19 protein-coding genes are annotated in these 21,842 nt (G+C 65.1%); 12 read left to right on the top strand and 7 right to left on the bottom strand.

The features are described from left to right. Nucleotides 1–13 precede the first annotated feature (13 nt). Entirely contained in the window at nucleotides 14–1,219 is a 1,206-nt protein-coding gene (locus tag AAFG16_RS02145) for an ABC transporter substrate-binding protein (protein WP_342736941.1), read from the bottom strand. Here AAFG16_RS02145 and AAFG16_RS02140 point away from each other — a divergent pair. From AAFG16_RS02140 to AAFG16_RS02130, 3 genes are all read left to right on the top strand, one after another. Then, nucleotides 1,218–1,385 carry a hypothetical protein gene (locus AAFG16_RS02140; RefSeq protein WP_342736939.1) on the top strand — a complete coding sequence of 56 codons (168 nt, stop codon included), beginning with the start codon at nucleotides 1,218–1,220 and terminating at the stop codon, nucleotides 1,383–1,385. The genes AAFG16_RS02145 and AAFG16_RS02140 overlap by 2 nt on opposite strands. Nucleotides 1,386–1,456: 71 nt before the next feature. Beyond that, entirely contained in the window at nucleotides 1,457–2,308 is an 852-nt protein-coding gene (locus AAFG16_RS02135) for a thermonuclease family protein (RefSeq protein WP_342741102.1), read from the top strand. Nucleotides 2,309–2,439: 131 nt separating this feature from the next. Then, the gene (locus AAFG16_RS02130; protein ID WP_283083366.1) at nucleotides 2,440–3,831 is read left to right on the top strand and encodes a M48 family metalloprotease; all 1,392 of its coding nucleotides are present in this window, start codon (nucleotides 2,440–2,442) and stop codon (nucleotides 3,829–3,831) included. A gap of 194 nt (nucleotides 3,832–4,025) precedes the next feature. Here the strand turns inward: AAFG16_RS02130 and AAFG16_RS02125 are convergent, their stop codons facing one another. Beyond that, nucleotides 4,026–5,354 carry an MFS transporter gene (locus tag AAFG16_RS02125; RefSeq protein ID WP_283083365.1) on the bottom strand — a complete coding sequence of 443 codons (1,329 nt, stop codon included), beginning with the start codon at nucleotides 5,352–5,354 and terminating at the stop codon, nucleotides 4,026–4,028. Between the two features lie 180 nt (nucleotides 5,355–5,534). Here AAFG16_RS02125 and cyoA point away from each other — a divergent pair, with 180 nt between their 5' ends. From cyoA to AAFG16_RS02085, 8 genes are all read left to right on the top strand, one after another. Continuing rightward, nucleotides 5,535–6,695, top strand: a complete 1,161-nt coding sequence (gene cyoA, locus AAFG16_RS02120; RefSeq protein ID WP_342736936.1) for a ubiquinol oxidase subunit II — start codon at nucleotides 5,535–5,537, stop codon at nucleotides 6,693–6,695. Between the two features lie 11 nt (nucleotides 6,696–6,706). Next, the gene (gene cyoB, locus AAFG16_RS02115; protein ID WP_283083363.1) at nucleotides 6,707–8,704 is read left to right on the top strand and encodes a cytochrome o ubiquinol oxidase subunit I; all 1,998 of its coding nucleotides are present in this window, start codon (nucleotides 6,707–6,709) and stop codon (nucleotides 8,702–8,704) included. Beyond that, the gene (gene cyoC / locus AAFG16_RS02110) at nucleotides 8,705–9,334 is read left to right on the top strand and encodes a cytochrome o ubiquinol oxidase subunit III (protein ID WP_027565013.1); all 630 of its coding nucleotides are present in this window, start codon (nucleotides 8,705–8,707) and stop codon (nucleotides 9,332–9,334) included. It begins immediately after the preceding gene. Then, nucleotides 9,331–9,711, top strand: coding sequence for a cytochrome o ubiquinol oxidase subunit IV (gene cyoD / locus AAFG16_RS02105; protein WP_283083362.1), 381 nt, complete (start codon nucleotides 9,331–9,333; stop codon nucleotides 9,709–9,711). The genes cyoC and cyoD overlap by 4 nt, the downstream gene beginning before the upstream one ends. Then, nucleotides 9,708–10,556: an SURF1 family protein gene (locus tag AAFG16_RS02100; RefSeq protein ID WP_342736932.1), complete on the top strand. Its 849-nt coding sequence runs from the start codon at nucleotides 9,708–9,710 to the stop codon at nucleotides 10,554–10,556. The genes cyoD and AAFG16_RS02100 overlap by 4 nt, the downstream gene beginning before the upstream one ends. Next, complete coding sequence (locus tag AAFG16_RS02095; RefSeq protein ID WP_342736930.1) at nucleotides 10,528–11,919, top strand: ATP-binding protein; 1,392 nt, start codon at nucleotides 10,528–10,530, stop codon at nucleotides 11,917–11,919. Before AAFG16_RS02100 ends, AAFG16_RS02095 begins: the two co-directional genes overlap by 29 nt. Next, nucleotides 11,909–12,442, top strand: coding sequence for a response regulator transcription factor (locus AAFG16_RS02090; RefSeq protein WP_027565016.1), 534 nt, complete (start codon nucleotides 11,909–11,911; stop codon nucleotides 12,440–12,442). The genes AAFG16_RS02095 and AAFG16_RS02090 overlap by 11 nt, the downstream gene beginning before the upstream one ends. 130 nt (nucleotides 12,443–12,572) lie before the next feature. Continuing rightward, the gene (locus AAFG16_RS02085; RefSeq protein WP_342736926.1) at nucleotides 12,573–13,970 is read left to right on the top strand and encodes an adenylate/guanylate cyclase domain-containing protein; all 1,398 of its coding nucleotides are present in this window, start codon (nucleotides 12,573–12,575) and stop codon (nucleotides 13,968–13,970) included. 96 nt (nucleotides 13,971–14,066) lie between these two features. Here the strand turns inward: AAFG16_RS02085 and AAFG16_RS02080 are convergent, their stop codons facing one another. The 5 genes from AAFG16_RS02080 to AAFG16_RS02060 all read right to left on the bottom strand — a co-directional run bounded on the left by AAFG16_RS02080 (nucleotide 14,067) and on the right by AAFG16_RS02060 (nucleotide 20,961). After that, nucleotides 14,067–14,879: a CarD family transcriptional regulator gene (locus tag AAFG16_RS02080; RefSeq protein ID WP_283083358.1), complete on the bottom strand. Its 813-nt coding sequence runs from the start codon at nucleotides 14,877–14,879 to the stop codon at nucleotides 14,067–14,069. 345 nt (nucleotides 14,880–15,224) lie between these two features. Next, nucleotides 15,225–15,563, bottom strand: coding sequence for a ferredoxin FdxA (fdxA, locus tag AAFG16_RS02075; protein ID WP_342736923.1), 339 nt, complete (start codon nucleotides 15,561–15,563; stop codon nucleotides 15,225–15,227). A gap of 132 nt (nucleotides 15,564–15,695) precedes the next feature. After that, complete coding sequence (locus tag AAFG16_RS02070; RefSeq protein WP_283083357.1) at nucleotides 15,696–15,938, bottom strand: S4 domain-containing protein; 243 nt, start codon at nucleotides 15,936–15,938, stop codon at nucleotides 15,696–15,698. Nucleotides 15,939–16,049: 111 nt separating this feature from the next. Further along, nucleotides 16,050–19,439 carry a helicase-related protein gene (locus AAFG16_RS02065; protein ID WP_342736921.1) on the bottom strand — a complete coding sequence of 1,130 codons (3,390 nt, stop codon included), beginning with the start codon at nucleotides 19,437–19,439 and terminating at the stop codon, nucleotides 16,050–16,052. Between the two features lie 658 nt (nucleotides 19,440–20,097). Beyond that, a complete protein-coding gene (locus tag AAFG16_RS02060; protein ID WP_342736919.1) occupies nucleotides 20,098–20,961 on the bottom strand; it encodes a DUF3108 domain-containing protein in 864 nt (287 codons plus the stop codon). Nucleotides 20,962–21,434: 473 nt separating this feature from the next. On the opposite strand from AAFG16_RS02060, the gene rpmB reads away from it, so the two are divergent. After that, a complete protein-coding gene (gene rpmB, locus AAFG16_RS02055) occupies nucleotides 21,435–21,743 on the top strand; it encodes a 50S ribosomal protein L28 (RefSeq protein WP_092220416.1) in 309 nt (102 codons plus the stop codon). Nucleotides 21,744–21,842: the final 99 nt, after the last annotated feature.

Below are 21,842 nucleotides of genomic sequence, written 5' to 3'. Positions count from 1 at the left end.
GCTGGTCACGCCGTCACTTCTTCACCAGCGGGCAGCGCGACTGCTCCAGCGACTGGAACGCCTCGCTGCCGGGCACGGTGGCGAGCAGCTTGTAATCGTCCCAGCGGCCTTTGGATTCCGAAGGCTTCTTCACCTCGAACAGATACATGTCGTGGACCATGCGGCCGTCCTCGCGGATCTTGCCGTTATGAGCGAAGAAGTCGTTGATCGGCGTCTCCTTCATCACCTTGATCACCGCGGCAGCATCGGTGGTGCCGGCCGCCTTCACGGCTTTCAGGTAATGCGTCACGGAGGAGTAGACGCCGGCCTGCGCCGAGGTCGGCGGCCGCTTCACGCGCTCCTGAAAGCGCTTCGAGAAGGCGCGCGTCTCATCGTTCATGTCCCAGTAGAACGCTTCCGCCAGCAGAAGGCCCTGCGCGGTCTCCAGCCCGATCGAGTCGATGTCGGTGACGAAGGCGAGCAGTGGCGACAGTTTTTGGCCGCCCTTCATGATGCCGAATTCCGCCGACTGCTTGATGGCGTTGACGGTATCGCCGCCGGCGTTGGCGAGCCCGATCACCTTGGCCTTGGACGACTGCGCCTGGAGCAGGAACGACGAGAAGTCCGACGTGTTGAGCGGATGGCGTACGCTGCCGAGCACCTTGCCGCCGGTCTTGGTCACGACGGCGCTGGTGTCCTTCTCCAGGTCCTGGCCGAAGGCATAGTCGGCGGTGAGGAAGAACCAGGTGTCGAGACCCGACTTCACCGCGGCAAGGCCGGTCACGTTGGCCTGGCCGAACGTGTCGAAGACGTAATGGATGGTGTAGGGACCGCAGGCCTCGTTGGTGAGACGGATCGAGCCCGGGCCGTTGAACATGATGATCTTGCCCCGCGCTTTCGCGATCTCGCCGGCGGCAAGCGCGGTCGCGGAGGCCGCGACGTCGTAGATCATCTCGACACCCTGATTGTCGATCATGTCGCGCGCGATGTTGGCGGAGAGGTCTGCCTTGTTGAGATGGTCGGCCGCCAGCACCTGGATCTTGCGTCCCAGCACCTCGCCGCCGAAATCCTCAACGGCCATCTTCGCGGCGGTCTCGCTGCCGGGACCGGTGATGTCGGCATAGAGGCTCGACATGTCGAGGATGCCGCCGATCTTCAGCGGCGGCTTGTCCTGGGCCTGCGCGGCGCTTGCGCTGAGCGCCAACGCGGCGGCGAAAATGCCCGACAAAATATGCTTCATGGAAAAGACCTCCCGTTATCGCGCCGTTGCTCTGATGGCGGCTTGGTTATTGCTCTTGGCAATTGTTATTGCCGCGATCATGCCGCATGGGCGACAGCGCAGCAAGCACGGCAGACGTTGCAAGCGCATGATGGTCGCCCATGTTTTCCGCAAAGCGGAATGGTGAAGTACGGCGAAATGTTTCCACGTCATTGCGAGCCAACGGGTCCGCGCGACGCGCGGCCCCGTTGGCTCGCAATGACGGCGTGTGTGGAAGCCTCTTCGCGCTCCAGCGCGCATGGGTTAAAGTCGAACCATAACGCAACCTCTCCGGGACACGTGACGCAACGGCTTCATCTCATCGTCGCATTTTTTCTCGTCGCGGGTCACGCCGCGCTCGCCGCGCCGTGCCAGTTTGACACGCAGGGCGAGGGCCGTGTCGCGGGAATCGTCGATGCGCGCAGCGTGCGTCTCGATGACGGACGCGAGGTGCGCCTCACCGGAATCGAGGCGACGGCGGCGACCAAGCAGACGTTGACGTCACTGCTCGCCGGCCGCGAGGTGATCCTGCGCGGCACCGACGACACGCCCGACCGCTACGGCCGGCAAGGCGCCCTCATGTTCATCGGCGAAAGCGACATCTCCGTGCAGGCCACGCTGCTCGCCCAGGGCGACGCAATCGTCTCCGCCGAGATCACGGACAAGGACTGCGCCGCGGCCCTGATGGCGGCGGAGGCCGAGGCCCGGCGCCAAAAAATGGGCAGCTGGGCTGACCCGTCGGCCATAAAAAACGCGGAAAGTTCGGACGATATTTTGGCAGGGATCGGGCGCTTTATGGTGGTCGAGGGCAAAGTCCTGTCGGTCCGGCAAGCTGGGGCAATGACATACCTCAACTTCGGACGGAACTGGACACGCGGCTTTGCCGTGACTATTTCAAAGCGCGCGTTACCGACCTTCGAGGGCGCGGGGATCGCCCTTAAGTCCTTGGAGAATCGACGGATTCGAGTCCGGGGCTGGATTGAGGGAACGACGGGGCCGCGTATCGATGTGCGTCTCTTGGGACAGGTTGAATTGCTGGGCGCAAACGAGCCTACTGGGGTAAGGCCTTAACGGCCGGGCACGGGTTAATCGACGTGAATGGGGTGCTAGAACGGCACAGACGAGGTGATTGCCGCCGCCTACGGGCTGCGCCGGCAGCGCTTTGCCTCCTGCTGGGTTCCGCTCTCGCCGGTTGCGGCGACATGAACCGGTTCCAGACCGCAGCCGCCCCGCCGACCGTGGCGATGCCCAAGCCGAAGCCGGCCGTCGCGCAGACCCCCGCCACCGAGAAGGAGCATGAGCGCATCCTGGCGAGCTATGGCGGCACCTATGACGATCCCAAGCTCGAGGCGCTCGTCAGCAAGACCGTCGACCGGCTGGTCGCAGCGTCCGACCGCCCTGACCAGGGCTACAAGGTCACCATCCTCAATTCCGGCGCGGTGAACGCGTTCGCGCTGCCGAACGGCCAGCTCTATGTCACGCGCGGCCTGCTGGCGCTTGCGAGCGACACCTCGGAATTGTCCTCCGTGCTGAGCCACGAGATGGCGCATGTGCTGTCCAAGCACGCCGCGATGCGCGAGGACCAGGCGCGCCAGGCCGCGATCGTCACCCGTGTCGTCACCGACATGAGCAACGATCCCGATCTCACTGCGCTTGCGCTCGCCAAGACCAAGCTCACCATGGCGAGCTTCTCGCGCAATCAGGAGTTCGAGGCCGACGGCATCGGCGTCGGCATTTCCGCCAAGGCGCATTTCGATCCCTATGGTGCCGCACGCTTCCTCTCGGCGATGGAACGCAATGCGGAGCTGAAGGCCGGCAAGACCTCGCTCGATCCGCGCGCGCAGGATTTCACCTCGTCGCATCCGGCTACCCCGGAGCGCGTGCAGAATGCACAGACCATCGCGCGGCAATATACTGCGCCCGAGGGCGCAGAACGCGACCGCGAGAGCTACCTCGCCGCGATCGACAACCTCGTCTACGGCGAAGACCCCAGCGAAGGCTTCGTCCGCGGCCGCAGATTCCTGCATCCCAAGCTCGGCTTCACCTTCCAGGCGCCGGATAATTTCACGCTCGACAACACCGCGCAGGCGGTGATCGGCGTGCGCGACGGCGGCTCGCAGGCGATGCGCTTCGACGTCGTGCGCGTGCCGGCCGAGCAGTCGCTCGGCGATTACCTCAATTCCGGCTGGATGGAGGGCGTCGAGAAGGCCTCGACCGAGGACATCTCCATCAACGGTTTTCCGGCTGCCTCGGTCACCGCCAAGGGCGACCAGTGGCAGTTCAAGGTCTACGCGCTGCGGTTCGGCAGCGACGTCTACCGTTTCATCTTCGCGGCCCGGCAGAAATCGACCGAGAGCGAGCGCAACGCGCGCGAGACAGTCAACTCGTTCCGCCGCCTGACGCTCGACGAGATCCAGGCCGCGCGCCCGCTGCGCATCAAGGTCATCACCGTGCAGCCGGGCGACACCGTGGAATCGCTGTCCCACCGCATGGCCAGCATCGATCACCCCGCCGAGCGGTTTCGTGTGCTGAACGGCCTCGACCGCACCGCGCAGGTAAAGGTGCGCGACCGCGTGAAGATCGTGGCGGATTGAGGCGCGCTAAGCGCGCGTCATTCCGGGGCGGGCTTGAGCAGCGAACCCGGGATCTGGAGCTACAAATCTCGCTGCCGTAGGGTGGGCAAAGCGTAGCGTGCCCACCATTCCCAGACGCAATCATTGAGAGGTGGTGGGCACGGCGCTGCGCGCCTTTGCCCACCCTACAAGAGCGCTTATCGCGGCTACTTGCCTTAGGCCCCCGCGTCCATATCGCCGGCCTCGCGCTGGCCGCTGAGCCAGAGCGCGAGCAGGGTCCAGAACGCGCCTGACAGCAGATACGCACCCGAGGCGATGACGCCGAGATTGGTGGCGAGCAGCAGCGCGACCAGCGGCGCAAAGCCGGCGCCGAACAGCCAGGCCATGTCGGAAGTCAGCGCCGAGGCGGTGTAGCGATAGGCTTGGCGGAAGTTCGAGGCGATCGCACCCGAGGACTGCCCGAACGACAGGCCGAGCAGGATGAAGCCGATCACCATGTAGATGGTCTCGCCGAACGCGCCGGCGTCGAGCAGCTGCGGGGCGAATCCGCTGTAGATCGCGATCGCGATCGCCGATCCCATCAGGAGCGACTTGCGGCCGACGCGGTCGGCGATGATGCCGGAGGCCACGATCGCGGCGACGCCGAACACGGCGGCCACGATCTCGATGATCAGGAAGCGCACCGGGCTCTCGCGGGTGAACAGGAACACCCAGGACAACGGAAACACCGTCACCATGTGGAACAGCGCAAAGCTCGCCAGCGGCGCGAACGCGCCGAGCATGATGTTCTGGCCTTCGCGCGCCACCGTCTCGGAGATACGCGAGGGCTGGAGCTCGCGGGTCTCGAACAGCGAGGCGTATTCCTCGGTCGTCACCATGCGCAGGCGGGCGAACAGCGCCACGACGTTGATGGCAAACGCGACGAAGAACGGATAGCGCCAGCCCCAGTCGAAGAAATCGTCGGCCGACAGGTTGCCGGCGAAATAGGCGAACAGCGCGCTCGCCACGATCAGCCCGAGCGGGGCGCCGAGCTGCGGCACCATCGCGTACCAGCCGCGCTTGGACGGCGGCGCGTTCAGCGCCAGCAGCGAAGCCATGCCGTCCCAGGCGCCGCCCCAGGCTAGACCCTGCGCGATCCGCGCCAGCGCCAGCAGCCAGATCGCGGCGACGCCGATGTCGTGATAGCCGGGCAGGAACGCGAGCGCCACGGTGGCGGTGCCGAGCAGGAACAGCGCCGACACCAGCTTGGCAGTCTTGCCGTAGCTCCGGTCGACGGTCATGAAGATCACGGTGCCGATCGGCCGGGCCATGAAGGCCAGCGCGAAGATCATGAAGGAATAGAGGGTACCGGTCAGCTCGCTCGTGAACGGAAAGACCAGGCGCGGGAACACGATCACCGAGGCGATCGCGAACACGAAGAAGTCGAAGAATTCCGAGGTGCGGCCGATGATGACGCCGATGGCGATCTCGCCGGGACTGGCCTGGTCGTGGCCGTGCTCGCCCGAGTGGAGGTCTGCCATTGCGGGGGTCTGTGCCGTCGCCATTCGTGCGCCCTTAACGTCCTGAAAACCAAAGCCGACCGCCCGGCGGATGCCAGGCAATCTGGCCCTGTCTGACCCAACATCCCGCACTGCAACATTGGACAAATTGTCCAATGTCCGGATTGTTGCGCCGCAGCTACCCGTTGGCCCCGCAAAGGAAACTCATTCTCAAAGGCTCGGCCCGTGTCTCGTCTCAAGATCCTGGCGCTACTACCCCTGGCAGTCGCGCTCAGCGGCTGCAACTACGTCGTGCTGGCGCCAGCCGGCGACATCGCTGCCCAGCAGCGCGACCTCGTCATCATTTCCACCGTCCTGATGCTCCTCATCGTCGTCCCCGTGATGGCGCTGACGGTGCTGTTCGCCTGGCGCTACCGCCAGTCCAACAGCTCTGCCCGCTACGAGCCGGAATGGGACCACTCGACCAAGCTCGAGCTGGTGATCTGGTCGGCGCCGCTTCTGATCATCGTTTGCTTGGGCGCGCTGACCTGGATGGGCACGCATCTGCTCGACCCCTATCGCACGCTTGGCCGCATCAAGGCGGAGCAGGCCGTGGACCAGTCCAAGGCTCCGCTCGAGGTCGACGTCGTCGCGCTCGATTGGAAGTGGCTCTTCATCTATCCGGACTACGGCATCGCCACCGTCAACGACCTTGCCGCGCCGGTCGATCGTCCGATCAACTTCCGCATCACCGCCTCCTCGGTGATGAACTCGTTCTACATCCCCGCGCTTGCCGGCCAGATCTATGCGATGCCGGGCATGGAGACCAAGCTCCACGCCGTGGTGAACCACGCCGGCACCTACAAGGGCTTTTCGGCCAACTACAGCGGCGCCGGCTTCTCCGGCATGCACTTCAACTTCCAGGGCCTCGACGACAAGGGCTTCGATGCCTGGGTTGCGCAGGCCAAATCGGCCGGCGGCTCGCTCGGCCGCGCTGAATATCTTCAGCTCGAGAAGCCAAGCGAGAACGAGCCGGTGCGCCGCTACGGCACGGTCGATGCCGATCTCTACCGCCTGATCCTCAACATGTGCGTCGAGACCGGCAAGATGTGCCAGAGCGAGATGATGGCGATCGACGCCAAGGGCGGCAACGGCCATGAGGGCCTGAACAACACCCTGCCGCTCACTTACGACAAGCACGCCCGCCGCGGCACCGTGTTCGGACCCGAGCCGACCTTCGTCGCCGGCACCTGCACGCCGGATGCGCCGCAGGGCCAGAGCACCGCGTCGATCAAGGCTCCGCTCGACACCGCGCCGCTCCTCGGCGCCGGCCTGAAGCGGCCGACCTTCGCGCCGCTGAAGTCCTCGTCCTTCTTCCTCGGACAACGTCCGAAATCCGACTCCTAAAGAGAGCTCGCATGTCTCCTGATCTTCTCAAGCTCATCTTCGGCCGGCTCGGCATCGATTCGCTGCCGTTCCACGAGCCGATCCTCGTCGGCACCTTCGCGGTGGTCGCGCTCGGCGGCGTCACTCTGCTCGCTGGCCTCACCTATTTCCGCCTCTGGGGCTATCTCTGGCGCGAGTGGTTCACCACCGTGGATCACAAGCGCATCGGCATCATGTACATGATCCTCGGCATCGTGATGCTGCTGCGCGGTTTCGCCGACGCCCTCATGATGCGCGCGCAGCAGGCGCTCGCGTTCGGCGGCTCCGAAGGCTTCCTCCCCGCCCATCACTACGACCAAGTCTTCACCGCCCACGGCGTGATCATGATCTTCTTCGTGGCGATGCCGCTGGTCACCGGCCTGATGAACTACGTCGTGCCGCTCCAGATCGGTGCGCGCGACGTGTCGTTCCCGTTCCTGAACAATTTCAGCTTCTGGATGACGGTCGGCGGCGCGGTGCTGGTGATGGCCTCGCTGTTCATCGGCGAGTTCGCCCGCACCGGCTGGCTCGCTTATCCGCCGCTCTCGAACATCGGCTACAGTCCTGACGTCGGCGTCGACTATTACATCTGGGCGCTGCAGGTCGCCGGCGTCGGCACGACGTTATCGGGCATCAACCTGATCTGCACCATCGTCAAGCTGCGCTGCCCCGGCATGACGATGATGAAGATGCCGGTGTTCACCTGGACCTCGCTCTGCACTAACGTCCTGATCGTCGCCTCCTTCCCCGTCCTGACCGTCGTGCTCGCGCTGCTCTCGCTCGACCGCTACGTCGGCACCAATTTCTTCACGAACGATTTCGGCGGCAGCGCGATGATGTACGTGAACCTGATCTGGATCTGGGGTCACCCCGAGGTCTACATCCTGGTTCTCCCGGCCTTCGGCATCTTCTCCGAGGTGACGTCGACCTTCTCGGGCAAGCGCCTGTTCGGCTACACCTCGATGGTCTACGCCACGGTGGTCATCACCATCCTGTCGTACCTGGTCTGGCTGCACCACTTCTTCACGATGGGCTCGGGTGCCAGCGTCAACTCGTTCTTCGGCATCACCACGATGATCATCTCGATCCCGACGGGCGCGAAGATGTTCAACTGGCTGTTCACGATGTATCGCGGCCGCATCCGTTACGAGCTGCCGATGCTGTGGACCATCGCCTTCATGCTGACCTTCGTGATCGGCGGCATGACAGGCGTGCTGCTCGCGGTGCCGCCGGCCGACTTCGTGCTGCACAACAGCCTGTTCCTGATCGCGCACTTCCACAACGTGATCATCGGCGGCGTGGTGTTCGGCGCGTTCGCCGGCATCAACTACTGGTTCCCGAAGGCGTTCGGCTTCAAGCTCGATCCGTTCTGGGGCAAGCTGTCGTTCTGGTTCTGGGTCACCGGCTTCTACATGGCCTTCATGCCGCTCTACGTGCTCGGCCTGATGGGCGTGACCCGCCGCCTGCGCGTGTTCGACGATCCGAGCTTGCAGATCTGGTTCGTCGTCGCCGCGATCGGCGCCGGCCTCGTCCTCCTCGGCATCATGTGCATGCTGATGCAGTTCGCGGTCTCCTTCCTCAAGCGCGAGCAGCTCAAGGACGTCACCGGCGATCCCTGGGATGCGCGCACGCTGGAATGGGCGACGTCCTCGCCGCCGCCGGACTACAACTTCGCTTTCACCCCTGTCGTTCACGACAATGACGCGTGGTGGGACATGAAGAAGCGCGGCTATCAGCGTCCGCTCACCGGCTTCAAGCCGATCCACATGCCGAGCAGCACCGGCACCGGCATCATCCTCGCCGGCCTCGCCACCGCGATGGGTTTCGGCCTGATCTGGTACATGTGGTGGCTGGCCGCCTTGAGCTTCATCGCGATGCTCGCCGTCGGGATCGGTCACACCTTCAACTATCACCGCGACTTCGACATTCCGGCTGAAGACGTCATCCGGACCGAGGACGCGCGCACCAAACTGCTCGCCGGAGCCAAGTAAATGACCATCGCTGTCAATCCCACCCAAACCGGCGAGCCGATGTTCTACCTCGCCGACGAACACCCGCATCCGGAAGGCTACAGCACCTCGCTCGGCTTCTGGATCTACCTGATGAGCGACTGCCTCATCTTCGCGATCCTGTTCGCCACCTTCGGCGTTCTCGGCGGCAACTACGCCGCCGGCCCCGCCCCGAAGGACCTGTTCGACCTGAACCTGGTCGCGGTGAACACCTCGATGCTGCTGCTGTCGTCGATCACCTACGGCTTTGCCATGCTGACGATGCAGCAGAACAAGGTCGCCCAGACCCAGATGTGGCTGGCGATCACCGGCCTGTTCGGTCTCGCCTTCATCGGCATCGAGCTCACCGAGTTCGCCCACATGATCCATGAAGGCGCTACCCCTCAGCGCAGCGCCTTCCTGTCCGCCTTCTTCACCCTGGTCGGCACCCACGGCCTGCACGTCTCCTGCGGCCTGATCTGGCTGGTGACGCTGATGGTGCAGGTCTGGAAATTCGGCCTGATCGAGGCCAACCGCCGCCGCCTGATGTGCCTGTCGATGTTCTGGCACTTCCTCGACGTGGTCTGGATCGGCGTCTTCACCTTCGTCTATCTCCTGGGAGTCCTGCGATGAACACCGATACCCACGCAGCCGGCGCGCACGACCATCACCACGGCGACAGCCACGCCCACGGCACGTTCTCGACCTACATGCTCGGCTTCGTGCTCTCGGTCGTGCTGACCGCGATCCCGTTCTGGCTGGTGATGAGCGGCGCGCTGCCGAGCAAGCAGATCACCGCGCTCGTCATCATGGCGTTCGCGGTCGTGCAGATCGTCGTGCACATGATCTACTTCCTGCACATGAACACGACCTCGGAGAACGGCTGGAGCATGATGGCGCTGATCTTCACCATCGTCATGGTGGTGATCGCGCTGTCCGGTTCGCTGTGGGTGATGAACCACCTCAACACCAACATGATGCCGATCCACCAGATGACGGGAATGAAGTGAGCGACACCTGGACCGTGACGAGCAAGGCAGAGGGGACGCGCGGCAAGGCCGCACGGCCCTCCCTGTGGCTCACGGTCCTCTCGCTCGCGGCTTTCGTCCTTCTGATCGCGCTCGGCGTCTGGCAGGTCGAGCGCCGCGCCTGGAAGCTGGCGCTGATCGACCGCGTCGAGCAGCGCGTCCACGCCCCAGCGCAGCCGATTCCCGCGCCGGCGTCTTGGCCTGCGGTCACCGCCGCGAACGACGAATACCGGCATGTCAGCCTTGCCGGCCGCTTCCTGCACGACCGCGAGACGCTGGTTCAGGCCGTGACCGAGGAAGGTCCGGGCTATTGGGTGCTGACGCCGCTTCAGCGCGATGACGGCACGCAGGTTTTGGTCAACCGCGGTTTCGTGCCGTCCGAGCAGCGTGACGCATCGACGCGCCAGGGCGGCAATCCCGACGGCAAGGTCGAGATCACCGGCCTCTTGCGCATGAACGAGCCGAAGGGCGGATTCCTCCGGAACAACGTGCCCCAGCACAACCGCTGGTATTCGCGCGATGTCGCCGAGATTGCGGCTGCACGCGGCCTCACCCACGCCGCGCCGTTCTTCGTCGATGCTGACGCCGGATCACAAACCGCTGGCGGGCCGATCGGCGGATTGACCGTGATCAGCTTTCCCAATAACCACCTGATCTACGCGCTGACGTGGTTTGCCCTGGCTTTCATGCTGGCTGGTAAGCTTTTCGTCACATTCGGCGGCGGGCTGTTCCGCCGCAGGCGCTTCGTCCACGAACCGGAAGGCGGGCCCGATGCCGCCGCCCGCAGGACGGGATCAGATGCTGGAACGATCGTCGAACAGGCCTGACGACGCAAAGACTCAGACGCTTGCCGCTAGCGCCGTCACGCTGCAACCGCAGGCGGACGCGCGCGGCGAGCTGATCGGCGCTGCACCGACCGACGATGAGACCAATCGCAAGAACATGGCGCTGCTGATCCAGCTGCGCTGGACCGCCGTGGTCGGCCAGATCGTGACCATCGGCGGCGTGCATTTCTGGCTCGGCATTCCCCTGCCCCTGGAGCGGATGGGCGCGGTGATCGGCGCGCTGGTGCTGCTCAATGTCTCCAGCCTGATCTGGGTGCGCCATCGCGCCGCGGTCTCCAGCAACGAGCTGCTGGTCGCCTTGATGCTCGACGTCGCCGCGCTGACTGCGCAGCTTTACCTCAGCGGCGGTGCCACCAACCCCTTCACCTCGCTGTTCCTGCTCCAGGTGACGCTCGGCGCGGTGCTGCTCGATGCCCGCTCGACCTGGTCGCTGGTCGCACTCACTTGCGCCAGCTTCGTCTGGCTGACGATCGCCTATCGCCCGCTCGACCTGCCGCCGAATCCGCTGAGCGAGACTTATACGCTCACCGTGGCCGGCATGCTGCTCGGATTCGTGCTCAACGCCGTGCTGCTGGTCGTGTTCGTCACCCGCATCAATCGAAACCTGAGGGAGCGCGACGCGCACTTGGCCGCGCTGCGCCAGCATGCGGCCGAGCAGGACCACATCGTCCGCATGGGCCTGCTGGCCTCCGGCGCAGCGCATGAGCTCGGCACGCCGCTGGCCTCGCTCTCGGTGATCCTCAGCGACTGGCGGCGCATGCCCGACCTCGCCGCCGATCAGGAGCTCGCCGAGGATCTCTCGGAGATGGAGACCTCGCTGCAGCGCTGCAAGACCATCGTCACGGGCATTCTCGTCTCGGCCGGCGAAGCGCGCGGCGAAGGCTCCTCGCCGACCACGGTGACGGCGTTCGTCACCGCGCTGGTCGAAGAATGGCGCGACGCGCGCTCGGCGCGCACCCTCTATTTCGTCAACACCTTCGGCGAGGACGTCGCGATCGTCTCCGACATCGCGCTGAAGCAGGTGATCTTCAACGTGCTCGACAACGCCTATGAGGTCTCGCGCGACTGGGTCGAGCTCGTGGCCGAGCGCGAGGGCGACAATCTCGTGCTGGCGATCAGCGATCGCGGCCCGGGCTTCGCGCCGGAGATGCTGGCGCAGCTCGGAAAACCCTATCAGTCGAGCAAGGGCCGCGCCGGCGGCGGGCTCGGCCTGTTCCTGGTGGTGAACGTCGTGCGCAAGCTCGGCGGCAGCGTGACCGCCGAGAACCACAGGAAGCGCGGCGCCACAGTCCGCCTGACGCTGCCGCTCGCAACACTCGCGATCGGAGGCAAGTTTGACACCTGACCGCTCGCTCATCGTCGTCGAGGACGACGCCGGCTTCGCGCGCACGCTGAAACGCTCGTTCGAGCGCCGCGGCTACGAGGTCGTGCTGGCGGCGTCGATCGAAGAGGTGCGGAAAGTGCTGGAGGAGCGCTCCTTCGGCCATGCCGTGGTCGACCTCAAGCTCGGCGGCGCCTCCGGGCTCGCGTGTGTCGAGCTGCTGCATACCCACGATCCGGAGATGCTGATCGTGGTGCTGACAGGCTTTGCCAGCATCTCGACCGCCGTTGAAGCCATCAAGCTCGGCGCCTGCCACTATCTCGCCAAGCCCTCCAACACCGACGACATCGAGGCCGCCTTCAACCGGGCCGAAGGCAATGCCGAGGTTGCCCTCGACACGCGGCCGACCTCGATCAAGACTCTGGAATGGGAACGCATCCACCAGACCCTGATCGAGACGGATTTCAACATCTCGGAAGCGGCTCGGCGGCTTGGCATGCACCGGCGCACGCTGGCAAGGAAGCTCGAGAAGCGTCCGGTGAAGTGAACGGTTCGCCGCGCGGGGGGGAAACACGCACCGGAGCTGATGACCTTGCAGCCATGCATCACTAGACTATTGGATGCGGCGGCTGACGGCCGCCGCTGTGCTGCAGCGGCCCAAGCGAGGAGACTGCCCCGTGACATTGCTCGTCGAGCGCATCGACTCGCCTGCCGCCCTGTCGCCTGCGCGCAGCCAGCGTGATACCGAAACCGTTCAGTTTGCACAGGCGGCGCTCGAGGCCGGCAAGAAGGAGGGCCTGCAACTGGCCGTGCGAGCGCGCTATGTCGCGCTTGCGGCCATCGCGTGCCTGCTGCTGGCCATCAACCCGGCGTGGGAGCAGCTCTACTACGTGGCGTTGCTCGGCCTGTTCGCACTGATCGGATGGGCCCAGGTCAGGGTCGGGCGGGTCGGCGTATCGCGGTCGGAGCTGGCACTGTTGTTCTGCGACCTGGCGCTGCTCACATTCGTCATCGTCGTCCCGAATCCATTCGGCACGACGCACTGGCCGGTCGCGATGCAATATCATTTCGGCAACTTCATCTATTTCTTCGTCCTGCTCGCAGGCGCCACGCTGGCCTATTCCTGGCGAACCGTGATTACGGTCGGAACATGGACGGCAGCGCTCTGGGTGATCGGCGTGGCCTGGGTGTGGTGGCAACCTGATCGCGATCCCGCACTGACCGCCCGCATTGCGGAGGCGGTGGGCAGCGATCACAGGCTGTTCGCGCTGATCTCGCCCGATGCGATCGGATTCGGTCTCCGCATCCAGGAGATCGTCGTCTTCCTGATCGTGGCGGGGACGCTGGCGCTCGCGGTCCGTCGCAGCAATGATCTGCTGATCCGGCATGCTGCGGTGGAGCGAGAACGCGGCAATCTTGCGCGCTACTTCTCACCCAATGTCGTCACGGAGTTATCGAAGCACGATGAGCCATTGAAGCAGGTGCGCACCCAGGACGTCGCGGTGCTGTTCGTGGACATCGTCGGCTTCACGGCCTTTGCCGATGTGCGCACACCGGAGGAAGTGGTGCGGACGTTACGCGAATTCCACGGATTGATGGAGCAGGAGGTTTTCCGCCACGACGGCACATTGGACAAATATCTGGGCGACGGATTGATGGCGACATTCGGCACGCCCTTCGCAGGCGCGCGCGATGCCAGCAACGCGCTGCGCTGCGCCCAGGCCATGATCGCGGCGGCGGACGGCTGGAACGCCCAGCGAGCGGCGTCCAGTGAACCACCGATGCGCGTCGGCTTTGGCTTGCATTACGGGCCGGTGGTGCTCGGCGACATCGGGCACACCTGTCTGGAATTTGCCGTGATTGGCGCGACCGTCAATGCGGCAAGCCGACTGGAGGGGCTGACGCGCACGCTCGACTGCGCGCTGGTGGCAAGCAACGATCTCGTCAGTCGCGCCAGGCTCGAGCTCGGCAGCGCAGCCGAGACGTTTGCATCGCTGGTCGCCGTCGATCCCCAAGTGATCCGCGGTCTCGAGCGGCCGATCGCGATCTGGACCCAGCCGCGCGCGACGCCGTAAAGCGAGGCCAGACCGCCACTGGATCACGCCTCCAAACAAAAAAGCCCGGCCAAACGGCCGGGCTTTTGAACTGTTGCGATCGACGCGACGGGATGTTTACGCGGCCTCGTCGGCAACGGTGGTATCGTCCCCATCCGTATCGTCGGTATCGCCCTCGGCATCGCTCTCGCCTTCGCCATCGGCAGCTTCCGCCTTGGCGTTGGTGCGGCGCGGGCTCTTGGCGAGCTGGGCCTCGATCTCCTTGACCGCTTCGGTCTCGGTCGAGTGCTGCACCACCGCGATCTCGCGGGAAAGACGATCGAGCGCCGCTTCATAGAGCTGGCGTTCGCTGTAGGACTGCTCCGGCTGCGACTCCGAGCGGTAGAGGTCGCGCACGACTTCCGCGATCGCGACGATGTCGCCCGAGTTGATCTTCGCTTCGTATTCCTGGGCGCGGCGCGACCACATGGTGCGCTTGACGCGGGCGCGGCCCTTGAGCGTCTCCAGCGCCTTCTTGACCAGCGCGGGCTCGGACAGCTTGCGCATGCCGACATTGGCGACCTTGGCGGTCGGAACACGGAGCGTCATCTTGTCCTTGATGAAGTTGATGACGAACAGCTCGAGCTTTGCGCCGGCGATCTCCTGCTCCTCGATGGCCAGGATCTGGCCGACGCCGTGAGCGGGATAGACCACGAATTCGTTGGCCTTGAAGCCCTGACGCTGGGTCACGACCTTCTTTTCCTCGACCTTCGGCGCAGCGGGCTTCACGGCCGGCTTGGCGGCAGCGACGGGAGCCTTGGCAGGCGCAGCAGCAACGGGGGCCTTCGGCGCGGCGGGCTTGGCAGCGTGAGCCTTAACAGCAGCGGGCTTGGCAGCAGCAGGCTTGGCAACGGTCGCTTTCGCGGCCGGTTTGGCAGACTTGTTAGGCATTGCGCTTCTTTTGTTCTTCGAGGACTTTGCAGCCGGCGCCTTCGTCGCGGTCCGACCCTTGGATGCGCTACGGCTGGCCGCGGCGACTTTTTTGGCCTCCTTATGGGAAGCCCTCGCTGAAGTACTCTTTTTACGCGTTTTCTGTGACACAGCCTGCGCGCGGAAACTGCCACGCCCCTGTTCGACATTTAGGTTTCACGGGAACCCAGAGGGGCCAACGAGGCTGACGGGGTTCGGCTCAATGTGCCCAATATAGCACATTTCCCGCAAAAATCAATGATTTAGGGGCTTTTGTGACTGGTTTTCGGCGCCGACGAAGGTATTAGGGTTAAGTTTGGCCCTGATTCAGTCTCCGGAGCCGGGGTTCGGAGAAAAATATTTCTCGAACTTTCCGTCCATCCCGTCGAACTCCTTGGCGTCGGCGGCTGATTCTTTCTTCTGGGTGATGTTCGGCCAGCTCTTGGCGTAGTCGGCGTTGACCTGGAGCCACTTTTCGAGGCCCGGTTCCGTGTCCGGCTTGATGGCGTCGGCGGGGCATTCCGGCTCGCACACGCCGCAATCGATGCATTCGTCCGGATGGATGACGAGCATGTTGTCACCCTCGTAGAAACAATCGACCGGGCAGACCTCGACGCAGTCGGTGTACTTGCACTTGATGCAGTTTTCAGTGACGACGTAAGTCATCCAACGCTCCGAAAAGCTCTTTTAGAAGTCGCGGCTTGCCTAGCGCGGATGGCCCGGCGCCGCAAGGTCGGGAAGGCTCGATCATGACGGCTTTATGTGTTTGATCGACCAAGAAATGAATTCAAAGCGCAATTAATTGCGCTGAGAACCTGGATTGCCTTCGCTCAGTTCCTCGTAGAGGACACGGGCCGAGGCGGCATCGCCGCGGCGCTCGTTGAAGCCGGTGACTTTCAACACGCGCACGGTGCGATCGAGCGCGATGGTGAGGACATCACCGAGCTTGATCGCATGGCCCGGCGATGTCTCGCGGGTACCGTTGACGCGGACGTGGCCGGACTCGACGAGCTCGGCCGCGGAGGTGCGCGCCTTCACCACCCGCGCGTGCCACAGCCATTTGTCGATGCGCTGCCGCTCGGTCGTGGCTCTATTCCTTATGGCGCGTTTTCTTCACGCGAACCGCTCCGCACTTCGCTTGAAAACGCTATCCTACTCCTTCCGCCCCGACAGCTGCTCCTTCAGCGCGGCGAGTTTGGCGAAGGGCGAGTTCGGATCCATGGGACGATCGCGCTCGCGCGGGTTGGCGCTCGAGGCGTAGGGGCGCAGCGAGGGACCGGACTCGCGATCGCGACGATCGCGGCCCTTGTCGCGGTCGCGGCCGCCACGGTGCTCGCGCTCGCCCGGCTTGCCCTTGTTGCGATCGCGGTCACGATCGCGATCCTTGCCCTCGAAGCGGCGGTTGTTGTCGTTGCGCTGCTCGCGGCGCTCGCCACCGCCTTCCTCGCGGCCCTTGCGGAAATCCCTGCCATCCCGGCGATGACCGCCGCCGTGACGCTGGCGCTCGCCAGGCTTGGCGCCATCGGCGGCTTCGCCGGCCGTCGCCTCCGCGGGCGCGCTGCCGGCTTCAGCACCAGCCTGCGAACGCGGCTGGTTGTGATGGCGCTGGTGGCGATGGCGCTCGTGGCGCGGCTTGCGGTCCTCGTGACGGCCGCCGGGACGCCAGACCTCGACCAGCTCGGGCTCGGCGGGCGCAGCCGCGGCCTCGACAGGCGCGGCAGCATCGGGCGATGCGGCGGCTTCGGTTGCAGCGGTCTCGGCAGGCGCGGCTTCGAGGCCGGCAGCCTCCGCAGGCGTAGCGGTTTCTTCCGCCGGCGGTGCGATGCCGGGAGCATCCTCGGGCGTGACGGGCGCCTCGGGAGAAGCTTCGAGCGCCGGCTCTTCCTGGGCGGGCTCGTCGTGCTGCTCCATGCCGGGCGCGTCTTCAACGGTGACGGCTTCGGCGGACACGGCCGCCTCTTCAGGCAAGCCTGCAACGGCTTCTGCGGCCGTCTCGGTCGAGGTCTCCGCGCGGCCCTCGGCGGGCGGCGTCTCGGCCGCGACCGTCTCCGCAGCAGGCGCTGCCGGCTTCACCGGCAGCGGCGGACGCTTCTCCATGCGATAGCCGAGCGCACGCAGCACCGAGGCAAAGTCTTCGCCTGCCGAGCCGGTGAGCGAGGTCATCGCCTGCGTCACCACAAAGCTGCGGCCGTCGAATGCGCCGGCGGGCTTTTCGCCGGGCGAGTTCTCGCGCCAGGCCAGCGCCGGGCGGATCAGATCAGCGAGACGCTCCAGGATGTCGACGCGCACGGCGCGCTCACCGGCCTGCTTGTAGCCGAGCACGCGATAGGCATCGCGCGGTAGCTGCTTGTCGACCGGGAACGAGGTGCGGCCGGACGAAGCCAGATGCTGCGCGCCCGAGAGCGAGGACAGATCGACATTGTCCTGCTTCAGCGCCCACAACAGCGCGGCGAGCGCGCGCGCGGCGGGCTTCAAGAGGCCGGGGAAATAGATGTGATAGGCGCCGAAGCGGACGCCGTATTTGCGCAAGGTCGCGCGCGAGGGCTGGTCGAGATCCTTCAGCTCGTTGGCGATCTTCGGACGCTCCAAAACGCCGAGCGCCTCGACCAGCTGATAGGCGATGCCGCGGGCAATGCCGGTAACGTCCTCGGCCTTGGACAGCTCGAACATCGGCCCGAGCAGCTTCTCGATATGCGTTTTGAGCCAGAGCTCGAGGCGGGCCTGCACCTTCTCTCGGGGGCCGCCGGTGAGGCGCTCGTCGGAGATGATGCGGATGCGCGGATGCAGCGCGTCGTCTGCGGCAGACAGCCGCGCCACGGCATCGCCGGTCCAGCGGATCATGCCCTCCGAGGTCAGCACGAACTGGTCGTCCGGCGCGTTGCCCAGTTTTTCGGCGCGCGCATTGATCTCGCCGGCGAGCACCGCTTGCGCTGCAGCCTGCAAGGCTTTCGCATCGGAGCCGGCCTCCGCCGCATCCGGTGCAAAGGTGAAGCCATCGAGGCGGCCGATGACATGGCCTTCGACGATGACTTCGCCGGTCTTGCCGATTTCAGTATTCAAGCTCGTGTTCTCCCGCAGGCGGCGCATCAATACACTGGTCCGACGATCAACGAAACGCTCAGTCAAGCGTTCATGGAGCGCATCCGATAATTTATTTTCGACCTCCCGCGCGATCCCCTGCCAGCGTTCGGGGTCTTTCAGCCAGTCCGGGCGGTTGGCGACGAAGGTCCAGGTGCGGATCTGCGCGATCCGGGCCGACAGCGTGTCGATGTCGCCGTCGATGCGGTCGGCCTGGTCGACCTGGGCCGCGAACCAGGAATCGGGGATGCAGCCCTTCCGCATCAGGAAGCCGTAGAGCGTGGTCACGAGCTCGGCATGGGCGGCCGGCGACAGCTTTCGGTAATCCGGGACCTGGCAGGCCTCCCAGAGCCGCTCCACGGCGGCCTTGCCATGCGCGATATCGCGCACCTCGACGTCGCGGGCGGCATGGTCGAGCACGCGCATGTCCTCGGCGACGGGAGCGCGCGTCAGCGCCTCATGGCCGGGGGCCAAATTCAAGGACACCTGGAGCGCGCCGAGCGAGGAGAAATCCAGCTTCGCGTTGCGCCATTGCAGCACCTTCACGGCATCGAAGGTGTGGTTCTGCAGCGCGTTGACGAGCTCGGGCTCGAACGGCGCGCAGCGGCCGGTGGTGCCAAAGGTGCCGTTGCGCGTGGCACGTCCGGCGCGGCCGGCGATCTGCGCGAATTCGGCCGGCGTCAGGCGGCGGAACTGGTAGCCGTCGAACTTGCGGTCGGAGGCGAAGGCGACGTGGTCGACGTCGAGATTGAGGCCCATGCCGACGGCGTCGGTGGCGACGAGGTAATCGACATCACCGTTCTGGAACATCGCGACCTGCGCATTGCGCGTGCGCGGCGACAGCGAGCCCAGAACAACGGCAGCGCCGCCATGCTGGCGGCGGATCAGCTCGGCGATGGCGTAGACCTCGTCGGCCGAGAAGGCGACAATCGCAGTACGGCGCGGCTGGCGCGTGATCTTGCGGTCGCCGGCAAATTCGAGGCTGGACAGGCGCGGCCGCGTGATCATGGAGACGCCCGGCAACAGCCGCTCGATGATCGGGCGCATGGTGGCGGCGCCTAACAGCAGCGTCTCGTCGCGGCCGCGGCGGTTGAGGATGCGGTCGGTGAAGACGTGGCCGCGTTCGAGATCGGAGGCGATCTGGACCTCGTCGACCGCGAGGAAGGAGACGTCGATATCGCGCGGCATCGCCTCGACAGTGGAGACCCAATAGCGCGGGTTCTTCGGCTTGATCTTCTCCTCGCCCGTGACGAGCGCGACGCTCTCGATGCCCGCGCGATCGGCGATCTTGTTGTAGACCTCGCGCGCGAGCAGGCGCAGCGGCAGGCCGATCATGCCGGAGGGATGCGCCAGCATCCGCTCGATGGCGAGATGGGTCTTGCCGGTGTTGGTCGGCCCGAGCACCGCGGTGACGCCCGCGCCGGCTGCGCGCTCGGAAGCGAAGGGGGAGGGAGAGAAGGGCATGTCTGGGGGATTAGGTAATGGCGATTTGGGCGAATGTCAGTGCTGGATGGGGCGTGTTGGGGGCGTGGTCGTTCCTACGCACTGCTGTCATCGCCCGGCTTGACCGGGCGATCCAGTACGCCGAGGTGGTCGTGGGAAAGCCGAGAAGCCGCGGAGTACTGGATGCCCCGGTCAAGCCGGGGCATGACAGCGGAGAGGATGGCGGCGTTCGGACACATAGCCGACGCGTGAATGCCTCTTCGCCCACCGTGGGTGTGGAAGCCGCCTCCCCGAACCTCGCGCAACTGTCTCACTTTGCGACGCTTTTCCCGTTCTCTTTAAGCTTCGGAACGACTCTAGAACGAATCGCGGCCGAATCGCTGACTCCCCGTTGAGTCCTGTTACGTTCACGCAACATGTCGCGGGACTCGTTTTGCGTGTGCACTAGATGGAGTTTTGGGGTGCCGCACAAGCGACGATTTGAGGACGGAAAGGCTTAAGTTGGGGACGAGCCTGAGTCGAATCAGAATCGGGGAGGAGTCAAATGGATTCCCGGTTCTCGATGCTCCGAAACAAAAAGCGCGAAAACAACCCCATGCACAGTAGGCATGTCATTGAATTTGCACACTTTCTTACCCTCCCCTCCAGGGGAGGGTAAGCGCCGCCATCGGCAGCGCGGCTACTGCGTCTTCGCCACGCGCGGGGGCTGGGGCGCGGTGACGAAGCTGGTGGCTTCCAGCATCGCAGGCCCGAGCGGCGTCGGGACCTTCAGCCAGAACGGGACCAGGATGCGCGTGCCGGCGACGGGGGCGAAGGCGATCTCGATGTTGCGCTGGGCGGCGAGGTATTTGATCACGGGGCGATCGGGGATGTAGCCCGCGACAGGCACGAAATAGAGCGCGCAGACCACGACCGGGCCGCGATAGCCCTTCTCAGCCTTCACCGTCTCCATGCGCTTGAAATCGAGCTTCAAGTCGTAGCGCATGCGGCCGTCGAACACGGGTGCGCCGTTGTGGCAGGCGTCGGGCGTGACGGGGTCGCCGGTGCCGGGCACGCGCAGCAGCGAGGCCGTCATCGGGTCCCAGACGCCGCGGCGATGCGCGTCGGTGACGACGATGCGGTCAGGATCGACCGGCGGCTCCGGCACGATGCCGAACTCCTTCACATTGCCCTTGTCGAGCGTGATGCGGATCTCTTCGGTCTTCTTCGAGGTGGTGGTGGAGGCCTGGTAGCCGGTCGCAACCAGCGCACCATTGACGACGCGGCCCTGCGAGGCGCCGGTGCCGGACCCGCCCGCGAACGACTTCAAAAGCCCCGTGGTGCCGCCACTGGCCGCAGCCGCGAACACGTCGTCGCCGATATCGATGTTCCAGGCGCCCTTGCCGACCGGAATGCCGGCCAGCGTCGCCTCATATTGCGCCTCGAGCTTGCCCTGCGCCGCCACCGGCTCGGCGCCCCACGCGAGCGCGAACCCGCAAAGGGCCGCGAAGGCCAGCCGGCGAGCCAAGCGCGGCCGGGACGCAAGTCGGGAAGTTCTGGGCACAAAACGATCCAATCGGGGCGCGACGGTTGTTACTTAAGCCAAAAACCGCGGCAGACAATGCGTCCGGGCATCTCCAGCCTGGAACCTGAGCGGACTTTTCCAGTCCGATTACGCCCTTTATGTGATGGTAAGGGGTTTCAATCATTGCCGTTTTGGTGATCGGGGTACCGCGTCAGGAGCGCGCACGCGGCCCGCTCATTCCGCTGTCATACCCCGCGAAGGCGGGGTATCCAGTACGCCGCGCCCCCTCGGCTCCGGCCGCGCCGCCGGTGGAATACTGGATCGCCCGGTCAAGCCGGGCGATGACACCGTGGTGGGGCAGAGCGCACCCCCAAAACCCCGCCCAAATCCTTGACTACCCGCCCCTTCCCCCCTATACGTCCGCCCGCTCCCTGCAAGGACAGAGAATTTGCCCCTGTGGCGCCCCGAATGGCGGCCGCAACTCATTGGGGGCTCGAACCAAGGATAATGCCATGTCTCGCCGCTGCGAACTGACGGCCAAGGGCCCCCTCGTCGGCCACAAGGTCAGCCACTCCAACATCAAGACCAAGCGCCGCTTCCTGCCGAACCTCGTCAACGTGACGTTCATTTCGGAAGCCCTTGAGCGCAACGTGCGCCTGCGCGTTTCCACCAACGCGGTGAAGAGCGTCGACCACAATGGCGGCCTCGATGCCTTCCTGCTCAAGGCCAACGCCGACGCCCTGTCGCCGCGCGCCCTGGAGCTGAAGCGCGCCATCCAGAAGAAGGTCGGCGACACCGCGCCGGCGAAGAAGGCCAGCTAAGATTTTCTTTTCTAGCGGAGGCTAAGTCGCGTGGCGTAGGCTTAGCCAGTCGAGTTTTGCATTGCGGCCGGATCGAAAGATCCGGCCGTTTTTGTTTTG

It is taken from the genome of Bradyrhizobium sp. B117 (assembly GCF_038969555.1).
GTDB lineage: Bacteria > Pseudomonadota > Alphaproteobacteria > Rhizobiales > Xanthobacteraceae > Bradyrhizobium.
Note: the sequence above shows the minus strand (reverse complement) of the source record. Positions and strands in the feature narration are given on the sequence as shown.

Coding starts and splice junctions, on each gene's coding strand:
- AAFG16_RS02135 (WP_342741102.1), top strand. CDS start 1,457: ATGACGGCGTGTGTGGAAGCCTCTTCGCGCTCCAGCGCGCATGGGTTA.
- AAFG16_RS02125 (WP_283083365.1), bottom strand. CDS start 5,354: ATGGCGACGGCACAGACCCCCGCAATGGCAGACCTCCACTCGGGCGAG.
- cyoC (WP_027565013.1), top strand. CDS start 8,705: ATGACCATCGCTGTCAATCCCACCCAAACCGGCGAGCCGATGTTCTAC.
- cyoB (WP_283083363.1), top strand. CDS start 6,707: ATGTCTCCTGATCTTCTCAAGCTCATCTTCGGCCGGCTCGGCATCGAT.
- AAFG16_RS02145 (WP_342736941.1), bottom strand. CDS start 1,219: ATGAAGCATATTTTGTCGGGCATTTTCGCCGCCGCGTTGGCGCTCAGC.
- AAFG16_RS02080 (WP_283083358.1), bottom strand. CDS start 14,879: ATGCCTAACAAGTCTGCCAAACCGGCCGCGAAAGCGACCGTTGCCAAG.
- rpmB (WP_092220416.1), top strand. CDS start 21,435: ATGTCTCGCCGCTGCGAACTGACGGCCAAGGGCCCCCTCGTCGGCCAC.
- AAFG16_RS02065 (WP_342736921.1), bottom strand. CDS start 19,439: ATGCCCTTCTCTCCCTCCCCCTTCGCTTCCGAGCGCGCAGCCGGCGCG.
- fdxA (WP_342736923.1), bottom strand. CDS start 15,563: ATGACTTACGTCGTCACTGAAAACTGCATCAAGTGCAAGTACACCGAC.
- AAFG16_RS02095 (WP_342736930.1), top strand. CDS start 10,528: ATGCTGGAACGATCGTCGAACAGGCCTGACGACGCAAAGACTCAGACG.
- AAFG16_RS02140 (WP_342736939.1), top strand. CDS start 1,218: ATGGAAAAGACCTCCCGTTATCGCGCCGTTGCTCTGATGGCGGCTTGG.
- cyoD (WP_283083362.1), top strand. CDS start 9,331: ATGAACACCGATACCCACGCAGCCGGCGCGCACGACCATCACCACGGC.
- AAFG16_RS02130 (WP_283083366.1), top strand. CDS start 2,440: ATGAACCGGTTCCAGACCGCAGCCGCCCCGCCGACCGTGGCGATGCCC.